The 13469-nt window shown below is 36.5% G+C and carries 14 protein-coding genes; 5 read left to right on the forward strand and 9 right to left on the reverse strand.

The features are described 5' to 3' along the window. Nucleotides 1-37: 37 nt before the first annotated feature. A complete protein-coding gene (tyrS, locus tag I3217_RS11085; protein ID WP_435049822.1) occupies nt 38-1342 on the reverse strand; it encodes a tyrosine--tRNA ligase in 1305 nt (434 codons plus the stop codon). Between the two features lie 86 nt (nt 1343-1428). Between tyrS and I3217_RS11090 the strand changes: the two genes are divergently transcribed. Beyond that, entirely contained in the window at nt 1429-2439 is a 1011-nt protein-coding gene (locus I3217_RS11090) for an NAD-dependent epimerase/dehydratase family protein (protein ID WP_435049823.1), read from the forward strand. 63 nt (nt 2440-2502) lie between these two features. On the opposite strand, the gene I3217_RS11095 is transcribed toward I3217_RS11090, so the two are convergent. Genes I3217_RS11095 through I3217_RS11105 form a run of 3 tightly spaced genes read right to left on the reverse strand, consistent with a single transcriptional unit; the run spans nt 2503 to nt 5047 of the window. Beyond that, a complete protein-coding gene (locus I3217_RS11095) occupies nt 2503-2973 on the reverse strand; it encodes a DUF4296 domain-containing protein (protein WP_435049824.1) in 471 nt (156 codons plus the stop codon). Then, the gene (locus tag I3217_RS11100; protein WP_435049825.1) at nt 2970-4316 is read right to left on the reverse strand and encodes a dihydroorotase; all 1347 of its coding nucleotides are present in this window, start codon (nt 4314-4316) and stop codon (nt 2970-2972) included. The genes I3217_RS11095 and I3217_RS11100 overlap by 4 nt, the downstream gene beginning before the upstream one ends. An 8-nt stretch (nt 4317-4324) precedes the next feature. Next, nucleotides 4325-5047, reverse strand: a complete 723-nt coding sequence (locus tag I3217_RS11105; protein ID WP_435049826.1) for a polyprenol monophosphomannose synthase — start codon at nt 5045-5047, stop codon at nt 4325-4327. 103 nt (nt 5048-5150) lie between these two features. Here I3217_RS11105 and I3217_RS11110 point away from each other — a divergent pair, with 103 nt between their 5' ends. Beyond that, complete coding sequence (locus tag I3217_RS11110) at nt 5151-5798, forward strand: DUF4271 domain-containing protein (RefSeq protein WP_435049827.1); 648 nt, start codon at nt 5151-5153, stop codon at nt 5796-5798. A 22-nt stretch (nt 5799-5820) separates the two neighbouring features. Then, entirely contained in the window at nt 5821-6570 is a 750-nt protein-coding gene (locus tag I3217_RS11115; protein ID WP_435049828.1) for a uroporphyrinogen-III synthase, read from the forward strand. Between the two features lie 94 nt (nt 6571-6664). On the opposite strand, the gene pckA is transcribed toward I3217_RS11115, so the two are convergent. After that, a complete protein-coding gene (gene pckA, locus I3217_RS11120) occupies nt 6665-8281 on the reverse strand; it encodes a phosphoenolpyruvate carboxykinase (ATP) (protein WP_435049829.1) in 1617 nt (538 codons plus the stop codon). 53 nt (nt 8282-8334) lie between these two features. Then, nucleotides 8335-8736, reverse strand: coding sequence for a DUF423 domain-containing protein (locus I3217_RS11125; RefSeq protein ID WP_435049830.1), 402 nt, complete (start codon nt 8734-8736; stop codon nt 8335-8337). Nucleotides 8737-8837: 101 nt separating this feature from the next. Between I3217_RS11125 and I3217_RS11130 the strand changes: the two genes are divergently transcribed. Further along, complete coding sequence (locus tag I3217_RS11130) at nt 8838-10202, forward strand: saccharopine dehydrogenase family protein (protein WP_435049831.1); 1365 nt, start codon at nt 8838-8840, stop codon at nt 10200-10202. 64 nt (nt 10203-10266) lie between these two features. Then, the gene (locus I3217_RS11135) at nt 10267-10737 is read left to right on the forward strand and encodes an Lrp/AsnC ligand binding domain-containing protein (protein ID WP_435049832.1); all 471 of its coding nucleotides are present in this window, start codon (nt 10267-10269) and stop codon (nt 10735-10737) included. A gap of 55 nt (nt 10738-10792) precedes the next feature. On the opposite strand, the gene I3217_RS11140 is transcribed toward I3217_RS11135, so the two are convergent. The 3 genes from I3217_RS11140 to ald form a co-directional block, all read right to left on the reverse strand. After that, nucleotides 10793-11494 (reverse strand): Bax inhibitor-1/YccA family protein, encoded by a 702-nt coding sequence (locus tag I3217_RS11140; protein ID WP_435049833.1) that lies wholly within the window; start codon nt 11492-11494, stop codon nt 10793-10795. 99 nt (nt 11495-11593) lie between these two features. After that, nucleotides 11594-12289 (reverse strand): zinc metallopeptidase, encoded by a 696-nt coding sequence (locus I3217_RS11145; protein WP_435049834.1) that lies wholly within the window; start codon nt 12287-12289, stop codon nt 11594-11596. Nucleotides 12290-12356: 67 nt separating this feature from the next. Next, entirely contained in the window at nt 12357-13469 is a 1113-nt protein-coding gene (ald, locus tag I3217_RS11150; RefSeq protein WP_435049835.1) for an alanine dehydrogenase, read from the reverse strand.

Consider the following 13469-nt stretch of genomic DNA (forward strand, 5'->3'; position numbering starts at 1 on the left):
GAAGCCGGGCTATGCACATACCCCGGCTTCATTATTTTTATACAAACTTAATAATATAGGTGTTTTTCTTTCCTTTATTAAGTATTACATAGGTATTGTTAATTAAATCGGTTGCCGTTAACTTATAATCCTCTTTGACCTTTTCCTTATTAACAGCCACTGCGTTTTCTTTTAATGCGCGTCTGGCTTCACTGTTTGACCCTAAGAATTGTGTTTCTGCAGCCAGAGCAGCAATCATATCTACGCCTTCTGCTAAATTCGACTTTGACAACTCAGCCATAGGCACTCCTTCGAAAACATCTAAAAATGTTTTTTCATCTAATGAATTAATATCTGTTTTAAAAGATTTTGAAAATAAAATATTCGATGCTCTTTCTGCATTTTCAAATTCAGCTTTAGAATGCACAAAAGTTGTAACCTCTTCTGCCAGTTTCTTCTGCAACAATCTTAAATGCGGCATTTCTTTATGCTCTGCTATTAAAGTGTCTATCGTTTCCTTATCTAAAAATGTAAAGATTTTAATATACTTTTCTGCATCTTCGTCTGTAGTATTAAGCCAGAATTGATAAAATTTGTAAACCGAAGTTTTATCGGCATCTAACCACACATTACCGCCTTCACTCTTCCCGAACTTAGACCCATCAGCCTTTGTAATTAACGGGCAGGTCATGGCGTATGCTTTGGCTTCTTCTCCAACATTCATACGTCTTACCAATTCGGTACCGGTAGTTATATTTCCCCACTGGTCGCTTCCTCCCATTTGAAGTAAGCAATTGTAGTTTTTATATAAATGATAAAAATCGTACCCTTGAATTAACTGATATGTAAACTCTGTAAAAGACATTCCTACTCCCGAATCTCCGGACAATCTTTTCTTTACAGAATCTTTAGCCATCATATAATTTACCGTAATACGTTTACCAACATCTCTGGCAAATTCTATAAAAGAAAAATCTTTCATCCAGTCGTAGTTATTTACTAAAACAGGAGCGTTTTTTTCTGAAGAATCAAAATTTAAAAATCGGGATAATACACCTTTAATTCCGGCAACATTCTTAGCCAGCGTAGCCTCGTCTAACAAGTTTCGCTCGTCACTTTTCCCGGAAGGATCTCCAATCATTCCAGTTGCACCTCCTACAAGAGCAATTGGTTTATGCCCGGTTTTTTCAAGATGAACCAATAATATAATAGGTACTAAACTTCCAATATGTAAAGAATCTGAAGTGGGATCGAACCCAATATAGGCCGTTGTCATTTCTTTATTTAATTGCTCTTCTGTTCCTGGCATTATATCGTGAACCAAGCCACGCCACGTTAATTCTTCAACTAAATTTTTAGTCATTATTCCTATAATTTTAATAATCTCGTGCAAAGATAAAAAGTATCGTATAATTCCCCCTATATTAAATAATTCTTTACTTTAGTTTTATGATTTTAGTTACAGGAGGCACAGGACTTGTAGGGTCGCATTTACTATATAAACTCGTAAGCCAGAACGAAACGGTAAAAGCCATTTACCGAACAGAAGATAAATTTGATATTGTAAAACGCGTGTTTTCGTACTATACAAGTAACTCGGATTATCTATTCAGTAAAATCATTTGGATGAAAGCCGATCTTTTAGATATTCCTGAGCTAACACTTGCCTTTAAAAATGTTACAAAAGTATATCACTGTGCAGCATTTGTCTCCTTCGAACCCGACAAATACACTTTATTAAGACGCACAAATATAGAAGGCACAGCTAATATTGTAAATCTGGCTTTAGCTAATAATATAGAAAAGTTATGTTATGTAAGTTCTATAGCTACATTAGGAGAGAGCTTAAACAATACTCTGATTACCGAAACCACATACTGGAATCCCGAAGCGGACAACAACATTTATGCCATTACAAAATACGGTGCCGAAATGGAAGTCTGGCGCGGTACTCAGGAGGGGCTTAATGCTGTAATTGTAAACCCTGGAGTTATATTAGGTGGAGGCATCTGGAATCACGGCTCAGGAACTTTCTTTACACAGGTACAGAAAAAACTTTCCTATTATACAAATGGAGTTACAGGATTTGTGGATGTGGATGATGTAACTGAAATTATGATTAAACTTATGGAAAGTGACATCAGTAAAGAAAGTTTCATTTTGGTTTCAGAGAACATAAGCTATAAGGCACTGTTAAGTACTATTGCGGAACAATTAAACGTAAAACCGCCTCACAAAGAAGTTTCAACACTTATGGCAAATTTAGGATGGCGACTGGATTGGCTAAACCATAAATTAACAGGCAAGCGCCGTCGATTAAGTAAACAATTAGCGAGTACCATTAACAATACATCGTATTACAGTAACACTAAAATTTCCGAACTGCTGGATTTTAAATGGACTACTGTAGAGAAAAGTATTGCCAAAACCGCAGAACAATTTAAAAAGGACAATTTGTAAAAAAAAAAAAAATAGAGGTTAGCTCTGCAATTGAGATTTTAACGTTCCAAAGTTTAATCCTAGTTACTTCTTTTGCTTCAAACTATCGGCATGAACCTTTGGGGCTACTTTTCCTTCGGAAGATTTAGGCGTTTTCATTTTTTCAGCTTTCGCTATAGAATCTTTCTTACGCTTGGCTTCAAAAACCTCATCCTGTTCAGTCTTTAAACGATCTTTCATAGCTTTAAGACTATCGTTCACAATCAAATAAATATCCTCATATTCCTGAATATGATGAGCATAATAATTATTACTCGCCGCAAACTGCAGACTGTCTATACCATACTTTTTATACACAAAATCTTCCGGCATAATACCTTTATCTTCTAAAGCTACTCTATTTACGCCTTTGGCCGCGGTTAAAATGGACATATCCAGAATAATATTAACCATTTTGTCCTTAGGTATCAGGTTTTGTGGTTTTTCCGGCCTGTTCTCTTTCTTGCAGGACACAAATAGAGAAAAGACCAGAATAAAAACTACTAACTTTTTCATCTGTTAAAAGTTAAGCGTTTAGCTGCTTTAATATCATTAAATTTAAAGTTTTGATATATCAGCTCTCCATTTAAAATGGTATGTGTTATACGCGATTTAAAGGTTGTTCCTTCAAATGGCGACCACTTACATTTATATAAAATATTCTCCTTTTTAACAGTCCAAGGGTTATTTAGGTCTACCAATACAAGATCGGCATAATGCCCTACTTTTATAAAACCACGCTTCTCAACTTCAAACAAGATTGCTGGATTATGACACATTTTTTCCACCACTTTTTCAATAGAAATTACACCTCTGTGATACATCTCTAACATGGCAGGTAAAGCGTGTTGCACTAAAGGTCCTCCAGAAGGCGCCTTGGTATACACATTTTGTTTTTCCTCTAAGGTATGTGGTGCATGGTCTGTAGCAATTACATCTATTCGATCATCCAATAAAGCTTCCCAAAGTTCTTCTCTATCTTTCTCCGTTTTTACAGCAGGATTCCATTTTATTAAAGTTCCTTTCTTTTTATAATCTTCATTATTAAACCAAAGGTGGTGTACGCAAACTTCGGCAGTTATTTTTTTATCTTTTAACGGTTTTTTATTCGAAAACAATTTAGTTTCCTTTCCTGTAGACAAATGAAAAACGTGTAATCGTGCACCGGTTTTCTTAGCTAAAGCGATGGCTCGCGATGAAGACAGATAACAGGCTTCCTCACTACGAATGTCCGGATGATGCTCGATAGGGATATCTTCTCCAAATTTTTCGGTATAGATTTCCATATTGCGTTTTATAGTATCTTCATCCTCGCAGTGAACTGCGATTAACATTTTTACTTTAGAAAATATTTCCTCCAGTACTTTTGGATTATCCACCAGCATATTACCTGTAGAAGACCCCAGGAACAATTTCAAGGCAGCAACATTTTTAGTATCCACCTTTAAAATTTCTTCTAAATTATCGTTAGTCCCGCCAAACATAAACGAATAGTTGGCATAAGAGGTCTTGGATGCAATATCAAATTTCTCTTCCAGCTTCTCGATAGTAGTGGCCTGCGGATTGGTATTTGGCATTTCTATAAAAGAAGTAATTCCTCCAGCTATAGCAGCTCTAGACTCTGTTTCGATGTTGGCCTTATGCGTTAGCCCAGGTTCTCTAAAGTGAACCTGATCATCTATAGCGCCCGGCAATACATATTTACCTTCGGCATCGATTACTTTCACATCGGAAGATTTTGCACTTATAGATTCGCTTATTTCTTTAATAAATTCTCCTTCTATTAAAATATCTCCTTCAAAAATTTCGCCTTCGTTTACAATTTTAGCGTTCTTTATCAGTACTTGTTTTGCTTGCATAATATGCCTTACTTTTTAAATATACTTTTCAATTTCATAGAAATAACTCCAAAAATGGCTTCGGAAATTATCCCCGAACTCATTTTAGATTCTCCTTTGGTTCTGTCGGTAAAAATTACCGGAACCTCTTTTATTTTAAATGCTTTTAAATAGGCTTTAAATTTCATTTCAATCTGAAATGCATAGCCTACAAATCGTATTCTTTCAAGATCTATAGTCTCCAAAACCCTGCGTTTATAACAAACAAAACCAGCTGTAGTATCGTCTATTTCCATTCCGGTTATAAACCTTACATATTTAGATGCCATATACGACAAAAGCACCCGGCTCATTGGCCAGTTAATAACATTAACACCAGTAACATATCTCGACCCAATCGATAAATCTGCCCCGTCAACAGCACAGGCATTATATAGTCTTACTAAATCTTCGGGGTTATGAGAAAAGTCTGCATCCATCTCAAAAATATACTGATAAGCCCTTTTCAAGCTCCACTTAAACCCATGAATATAAGCCGTACCCAACCCCGATTTATCTTTGCGAACTTCTAAATGCAACCGTTCAGGAAATTCCTTTTGAAGTTCCTTTACTTTTAACGCGGTTAAATCTGGTGAATTATCATCAACCACCAAAACATCGAAGGGTTTGGTCTGCGAAAACACAGCTCGAATTATGGCCTCAATATTATCTATTTCATTATATGTGGGGATAATAACTATTGAGTCTCTCACTTATTTACTATTAATTCTACAAATGTACATTTTACTCTAGTTTTTTTTCAAATATTACACATTAATTTAAGTGGGTTGTTATTATTTTAAATAATTTTGAGCCATGCTAAGAGACACTGCTTCTAACGAAATATTTACCATTTTAATTATGTGTGGCCTTCTGGCTATAAGTCTGGCTAAAGTAGCCTATACCAATAGGTTTAACGATTTTTCTGCCATTTTATTAAATTCAAAGTACTTGAATATCTACTCAAAGGATCAGAAATTTCTAGACTGGTTTGACGCTTTAATGTTTATTAACTTTATAATATCCACAGCCATTTTTATCTGTATTTGTTATAATGCTTTATTTAGCAATTTGCAATTAGATATTAATGTCATGTTCAAAATTGTATTTAGCATAGGCATATTCCTACTTGTAAAAGTACTTTTTGAACGACTTCTAGCCAGCATTTTTAACATAGACGAAGTGATGGACAACTACCTGTTCCAAAAGACAAGCTATAAAAATTTTTTTGGAATGTTGCTCATTCCGGTTAACGCCATTTTAATCTACAGCATAACCCCTTCCAAAACAATAATTTATATTACACTCAGTCTGCTAATTTTTCTAACAATAGCGGGCTTAAGCAGCTCACTAAAACGCTATAGAAGTTTAATAAAATCGAACCTTTTCTATTTTATTTTATATCTTTGCACTCTTGAAATCGCACCCTATATTATTTTGTACAAGTTCGTTACAATGTACTAGGGTCTAAAAACCTAAACTGCTTATGAAAGTGAAAACCATTTTAGTCTCTCAGCCAGAACCTAAAATTGAAAATTCCCCTTATTTTGATCTTCAAGAAAAGCAAAAAGTAAAAATTGATTTCAGACCTTTTATTCACGTAGAGGGTGTTCCAGCCAAAGAAATTAGACAGCAGAAAGTAGACTTAAACAACTATACTGCCATAATTTTAACCAGCCGAAACGCAGTAGATCATTTTTTTAGAGTTGCTGAAGAAATGCGCTTTAAAGTGCCAGACACCCTGAAATACTTCTGCCAGTCCGAAGCAGTTGCCTATTACCTGCAAAAATATGTGGTTTACAGAAAACGTAAAATTTATGTAGGAAAGCGCACTTTTGCTGAATTATCGCCTTTAATTAAAAAGTACAAAGACGAGAAGTTTTTACTTCCAACTACAGATAAATTAAAGCCTGAAGTTCCAGAAACCTTAAACGCTTTAAACATTAGCTGGAAAGAAGCTATTTTTTACAGAACAGTAATCAGCGATTTATCTGATCTTGAAAATGTTACTTACGACATTTTAGTATTTTTTAGTCCTTCAGGAATCGAATCTTTATTTCACAATTTCCCTGACTTTAAACAAAACAACACGCGCATTGCTGTTTTTGGAAACACTACAATTAAAGCAGTAGAAGAAAAAGGATTACGTGTAGATATTGCAGCTCCAACTCCGGAGACACCATCCATGACTATGGCCTTAGAAAAATACATTGAAAAAGTTAACAAGGGCAAATAAACTTTACTCTGTTTAACTAAAAAATATTAAAAAAGCGATTCAAATTTGAATCGCTTTTTTTTTGGTTTATATTATTGGTTGACTGCTTAGATTATTAGAAGGCATAACGCTGTGGTCCGCCTCGTCTTATTTCTTCACTACAGTAACTCTCAAACTTCTTAAAGTTTTCTCTAAACGCATTTGTTAGCTTAAAAGCTGTTGTGTAATACGCTTCATCGTCATTCCAGGTGGCTCTCGGACTTAAAACCTCGGTTGGTACTCCCGGGCAACTTCTTGGCTGCGCTACACCAAAAACAGAATGGATATGGTAATCGTCGTAATTATACAATCCTAAATCGCCATTAAGCACAGCATTAATCATAGCGCGGGTATATTTTAATTCCATACGCTTCCCAACACCGTAAGGTCCTCCGGTCCAACCGGTATTAACTAACCATACATTAACCCCTGCTTCTTTCATTTTTTTACTTAACATTTCTGCATATTTAGCAGGATGTAAGGGCATAAAAGGCGCTCCAAAACAGGCCGAAAACGATGGCTGAGGCTCAACAACTCCCGCTTCTGTTCCGGCAACTTTTGCAGTGTACCCCGAAATAAAATGGTAAGCCGCCTGAGCTGGTGTTAACTTTGAAATTGGAGGAATAACCCCAAAAGCATCTGCTGTTAAGAAAAATATATTCTTTGGATTTTTACCTATTGAAGGCTCCTGAATATTATCTATGTGATTTATAGGATAACTAACACGCGTATTTTGAGTGATAGACGTATCTTTAAAATTAACATGCCCTTGTTCGTCTAAAATAACATTTTCAAGGATAGCCCCTTTTTTAATAGCATTAAAAATATCCGGTTCATTTTCTTCCGACAGGTTGATTACCTTGGCATAACATCCGCCTTCAAAATTAAACACTGTATTTTCATTGGTCCAGCCATGCTCATCGTCACCGATTAATTTACGGTTTGGATCGGCCGACAATGTTGTTTTCCCTGTTCCTGATAAGCCAAAGAAAATGGCTGTATCTCCCTGTTCACCAACATTGGCACTACAGTGCATTGGCAGGGTATTTTTAAATACTGGCAAAATAAAATTAAGTGCAGAAAATATACCTTTTTTAATTTCACCTGTATAGCCGGTTCCTCCAATTAAAGCTATTTTTCTGGTAAAGTCCAGAATAGCAAAATTATGCTGACGCGTTCCATCCACTTCCGGATCGGCCATGAAGCCTGGTGCATTTACGATTACCCATTCCGGATCGAAATTTTCCAACTCCGTTTCGGTTGGTCTTAAAAACATGTTATACGCAAACATATTACTCCACGGATATTCATTAATCACACGAATATTTAACTTGTAATTTTCGTCTGCACAGGCATAACTGTCACGTACAAAGACTTCCTTATTCGACAAATAAGCTGTAACCTTATTATATAAAGCTTCAAACTTATCCGAGTCGAAAGGGATATTAATATCTCCCCACCAAACACGATCCTGAGTAATGGCATCTTTAACAATGAATCGATCTTTAGGAGAGCGTCCTGTAAATTCTCCTGTGTTAATAGCAAGTGCACCAGAAGATGCTTCCTTACCCTGTCCCTTGTTAATGGTTAAATCGTGTAATTTTTCTGGAGATAACTGATACTTAACTTTAGATTCTTTAATTCCGTATTGCTCTAACGAAATCGTTTTCGTAATTTGGGTGTTATTGACCATATTTAATGTGTTGTTTGTTGCAACAAAATTAAACATTATTTAAATACAAACATCTAATTTTTCATATTATCAGTTTTAATCTTTAAAAATGATAATATCGCAAAAATCCATCCACAAATCAACAACAGCCCACCTATAGGAGTTACAAAGCCAATAGTCTTAAAATCGAAACCGGATAAATTATTAGTCGCCAGCCCATATATAGAGCCTGAAAACAAAATAACACCGCTTAAAACCAAATAAAATATAATGGATTTGTTTTTTGAACTTATAAAAGACGTTCCTCCAACAAACAACAAAAAAAGCGCATGATACATTTGATAGCGCACTCCCGTCTCAAAAGTTTGCAGTCCTTCTGCAGACACTAATGGCTTTAAACCATGAGCAGCAAAAGCACCAATTGCCACACTTAAAAGTCCCAAAATTCCCCCTGTTAGTAAAATTTTCTTATTCATTTAATTTTTATAAGTTTAGAAGAAGAACACCTTCATTTTAGTATTTTTATATATGCGTGCCATTTAATACAGCGTTACAAAATTAGTTAACTCCCTACATTATGCGAAACATTTTAGTCATTGGTTCCGGTAAATCTACATCTTATTTATTTCAATATTTAGTTGATAAGTCTAAAGCTGAACACTTGAAAATTACCGTTGCCGATATTCAACTGGATTTAGCAAAAAAACTGCTTCAAAACCACCCGGAAGTCAACTTAATAACACTGGATATTTTCGACCAGAGTCATCGCCGAAGGCTAATACAAGCGAGCGACATTGTAATTTCCATGTTACCGGCCCGTTTCCATATTGAAATAGCAAAGGATTGTATTTTACTAAACAAACACCTTGTAACCGCATCTTATGTAAGTCCTGAAATGGAAGCCTTACAGCAGGATGTAAAACAAAAAGGATTGATTTTTATGAATGAAATTGGTGTAGATCCGGGAATAGACCATATGAGTGCGATGCAGGTTATAAATCGGATTAGAGATAAAGGCGGAAAAATGATTCTTTTCGAATCATTTACTGGTGGTTTGGTGGCTCCCGAAAGTGACACCAACTTATGGAATTATAAATTCACGTGGAATCCCAGAAATGTAGTTGTTGCCGGCCAGGGAGGTGCTGCAAAATTTATTCAGGAAAACACTTTTAAATACATTCCTTACCACCGCCTTTTCAGACGTACTGAGTTTCTCGAAGTAGAAGGTTACGGCCGATTTGAAGTGTATGCCAACAGAGATTCTCTAAAATATCAAAGCGCCTATGGTCTGGATAACATTAGCACCCTGTACCGAGGCACTATGCGCAGAGTAGGTTTCAGCCGGGCCTGGAACATGTTTGTCCAGCTGGGTATGACGGATGACAGTTATACTATTGAAGACAGTGAACAGATGAGCTATCGCGATTTTGTTAATGCCTTTTTACCTTACAGCCCTTCGGACTCGGTTGAACTTAAATTCAGACATCAATTAAAAATAGATCAGGACGATATCGTCTGGGATAAGCTGTTAGAACTCGATTTATTTAATGCAGACAAGAAAATCCCGTTAAAACAAGCCACTCCCGCCGAAATCTTACAATACATATTATCGAAAAGCTGGACTTTAAAACCCGAAGACAAAGACATGATTGTAATGTACCACAAATTCGGATATGAACTAGAAGGGAAAAAACATCAGATAGACGCTACCATGGTCACACTTGGCAATGACCAAACCTATACTGCCATGGCAAAAACCGTAGGACTACCTGTAGCCATGGCCACTTTGGCCATTTTGAATAAAAGTATAACAACTCCGGGAGTTCAAATACCGATCACGAAAGAAGTTTACACGCCCATTTTAAAAGAGCTGGAACAATATAATATCAGGTTTCAGGAAAAAGAAGTACCGTATCTGGGTTACAATCCTTTAAATATATAATCCAATCTGTTACAATTAAAAGCTTTTTATTTAATTTTATGTTTCAATCATAAATAATATCACCATGAAAGTCACAAATCAGAATATTGAAATTGATGGTATCGACAAAGAGATTCTTCGTGCCTTAATGGAAGATGCCAGAACCCCCATTCTGGAAATCGCCAGAGGTGTAGGCATATCGGGAGCCGCCATACACCAGCGCCTTCGTAAACTTGAAAAATCCGGATTAATTTCCGGATCTAAATTCACCATTAACCCTAAAATATTAGGCTATACTACTATGGCATTTATCGGCATCTACTTAGATAAAGCCATGAGCAACCCGGAAGCTGTAAAACAATTAAAGAAAATTCCTGAAGTTTTAGAGTGCCATTACACTACCGGAAACTGGAGTATTTTTATAAAGATATTATGTCGGGATAACGAACATTTAATGCATTTATTAAATAAAGAAATCCAATCCATAGAAGGCGTGTCCAGAACAGAAACTTTTATTTCCTTAGACCAGCAAATTGACCGACAGATACCTATTTAAAAGAAAAAGCCTCGGAAAACCCAAAGCTTTTAAATGTATTTAATTGTATTTTCTTTTAGTCTCTCGACATAAATATCTGTAACACATACCAGAACAGTAACATTAAGGAAGCAAACAAACCAATCGCCGCAGGTACATATTGATCTTCGGAATAGGTATTAACCAAATTAGAGGTCTGGTATAAAATTGAGCCTCCGGCCAAAACACACATACCTACAGAAAACCATAATCCAAGATCGAAACCAAATAACATACCAGCAACAATTAAGCCCATCGCAATAAAGAAACCAATGGTTAAAGCCGATCTTAAAAAAGAAAAATCTGTTTTTGTAAAAAACACAACTGCTGATAATCCAGTAAACAGTCCTAAAGTTACAATAGCCGCCTGATTTATTAAATCAAAACCTTCCGTATAGTAAATCGCGATATACAGCAAAGGCACGAAAATGAAAGCTTCCGCCAGAATATAAATGCCATACGATGTATATTGAAGCATTTTATCTTCGGCATTTAAAGCCATACGCTCGGCATAATTGGTCATAAACATAAAAGCACCAAGTAATAATAACCATTTATAACCTTGGGTTAAAGACAAAGCAAAGTTTACAATCGCTTCACTTTGTAACATCAAGTATTCAAAAATGATAAATACTAAAACACCACCGGCCACGTGGGCATAGGTCTTTTTGTAAAACGCCAGACGCTCGGCATCTGTTAGCGCGTTAAGTAACACTTTAGATTGGGGTAAATTTTCCATTAAAATAAATTTTGGTTAGCATTTAAAACTAAATATTTTAAACGAAAAAAGGTCGGATTTCTAAAGAAATTCGACCTTCTGCACAGTAAATTATATCTTTTAATTTCTATTTCCAAGTATTTGCATCGCCCAATATAACAATGAAGCCAATGCACCAATAGCTGCAACAAGGTAAGTTCTTGCCGCCCATTTTAAAGCATCTTCTGCTCCGGCATATTCATTTGGAGCTAACATATTTTTGTTTTTCAACCAGGCTAAAGCTCTGTTACTGGCATCGTATTCTACAGGTAATGTAATAAAACTAAACACAGTAGCAACGCCCATCATTAAAAGTCCGACAACCGAAACCCAGAAGCCTAAACCTGCTCCGGATGCAGCTCCCAGAACTAAACCACCAATAACCAACCACTGCGACATTTTAGACGATACACTTACAACCGGCACTAATTGCGAACGCAACGTTAACCAGCTATACGCCTGTGCATGCTGTACGGCATGGCCACATTCATGAGCCGCTACTGCTGCTGCCGAAGCATTGCGCTGTGAATATACAGGTTCACTTAAATTAACGGTTTTATTGCGCGGATCGTAATGATCGGACAAATGACCAGGGGTAGATATTACTCTTACATCGGTAATACCGTTATCCGCCAACATTTTTTCTGCAATTTCCTTCCCGCTCATTCCATTTCTTAAATGGACTTTCGAATAGGTCTTAAACTTACTTTTAAGCTGATTACTAACAATCCAGCTTACTAAAGCTATTGCTCCAATTAATATATAATATGAAAACATAATTTTATTCTTTATTATAAATATAAAACATATATAACAAAAAATAAGCCAAAGTAAGTTTAAGAAATTATGTCAGTTCGCGAGTTGAATTTACGGTCCAGTCGAAAGCATCGGCTATTTCCTTATACACGATTTCACCATTCACAATATTAACTCCTCGATTTAAAGTTAAATCGCTCTGACAGGCTTCTTTCCAGCCCAGTTCTGCAAGTTTTATCACATAAGGCAAAGTTACATTGGTAAGCGCTATTGTAGAAGTATAAGGTACGGCGCCAGGCATATTGGCCACACAATAATGTACAATATTATCTATAATATAGGTTGGATGCTCGTGTGTTGTGGCTTTAGTAGTCTCCATACACCCGCCCTGATCTACGGCAACATCTACCAATACTGTTCCGGGACGCATATCCTTTAACATATCCTTGGTGATTAACTTAGGTGCTTTCCCGCCTTTTATTAAAACACCACCAACAATAAGATCGTGCGTTTTTATATGTTTCCTGATATTGTATTCACTCGAAAATTCAGTAACAACATGATTTGGCATAACATCATTTACATAGCGCAGCCGTTTCATGTTCACATCCATAATGGTAACATGAGCTCCAAGTCCCGCTGCCATTTTCGCCGCCTGAATTCCGACAACTCCAGCTCCTAAAATAAGCACTTTCCCTGGAGACACTCCAGGTACGCCACCCAATAGCACGCCACGCCCTTTAATAGGCTTCTCTAAATATTTAGCGCCCTGCTGAATTGCCATGCGTCCAGCCACTTCAGACATTGGGGTTAACAGTGGCAAAGTGCCGTCCTCATCCTCCACGGTCTCGTAAGCAATACAGACAGCCTTACTGTCCAGCATGGCATCTGTTAACGTTTTACTGGAAGCAAAATGAAAATAGGTAAACAGAATCTGATTTGGTTTAATCAGTTTATATTCTTCCGCTATAGGCTCTTTAACCTTAACTATCATATCGCTGGCAGCATAAACTTCAGGCATCGTTTCTAAAATTACAGCCCCTACTTCTTCATAATCCTTATCGGGAAATCCACTGCCTTCGCCGGCAAGAGTCTGCACATAAACGGTATGATTGCGTTTGGTAAGTTCGAAAACTCCTGCAGGTGTCATCCCTACTCGGCTTTCGTTGTTCTTAATTTCTTTGGGTACACCTATTTTCAT

The sequence above is a fragment of the Formosa sp. S-31 genome (assembly GCF_051172795.1).
GTDB lineage: Bacteria > Bacteroidota > Bacteroidia > Flavobacteriales > Flavobacteriaceae > Formosa.

Bases quoted from the DNA above. Each gene is read 5' to 3' on its own strand.
- tyrS (WP_435049822.1), bottom strand. From the start codon at position 1,342: ATGACTAAAAATTTAGTTGAAGAATTAACGTGGCGTGGCTTGGTTCAC.
- I3217_RS11090 (WP_435049823.1), top strand. From the start codon at position 1,429: ATGATTTTAGTTACAGGAGGCACAGGACTTGTAGGGTCGCATTTACTA.
- I3217_RS11095 (WP_435049824.1), bottom strand. From the start codon at position 2,973: ATGAAAAAGTTAGTAGTTTTTATTCTGGTCTTTTCTCTATTTGTGTCC.
- I3217_RS11100 (WP_435049825.1), bottom strand. From the start codon at position 4,316: ATGCAAGCAAAACAAGTACTGATAAAGAACGCTAAAATTGTAAACGAA.
- I3217_RS11110 (WP_435049827.1), top strand. From the start codon at position 5,151: ATGCTAAGAGACACTGCTTCTAACGAAATATTTACCATTTTAATTATG.
- I3217_RS11115 (WP_435049828.1), top strand. From the start codon at position 5,821: ATGAAAGTGAAAACCATTTTAGTCTCTCAGCCAGAACCTAAAATTGAA.
- pckA (WP_435049829.1), bottom strand. From the start codon at position 8,281: ATGGTCAATAACACCCAAATTACGAAAACGATTTCGTTAGAGCAATAC.
- I3217_RS11125 (WP_435049830.1), bottom strand. From the start codon at position 8,736: ATGAATAAGAAAATTTTACTAACAGGGGGAATTTTGGGACTTTTAAGT.
- I3217_RS11130 (WP_435049831.1), top strand. From the start codon at position 8,838: ATGCGAAACATTTTAGTCATTGGTTCCGGTAAATCTACATCTTATTTA.
- I3217_RS11135 (WP_435049832.1), top strand. From the start codon at position 10,267: ATGAAAGTCACAAATCAGAATATTGAAATTGATGGTATCGACAAAGAG.
- I3217_RS11140 (WP_435049833.1), bottom strand. From the start codon at position 11,494: ATGGAAAATTTACCCCAATCTAAAGTGTTACTTAACGCGCTAACAGAT.
- I3217_RS11145 (WP_435049834.1), bottom strand. From the start codon at position 12,289: ATGTTTTCATATTATATATTAATTGGAGCAATAGCTTTAGTAAGCTGG.
- ald (WP_435049835.1), bottom strand. From the start codon at position 13,469: ATGAAAATAGGTGTACCCAAAGAAATTAAGAACAACGAAAGCCGAGTA.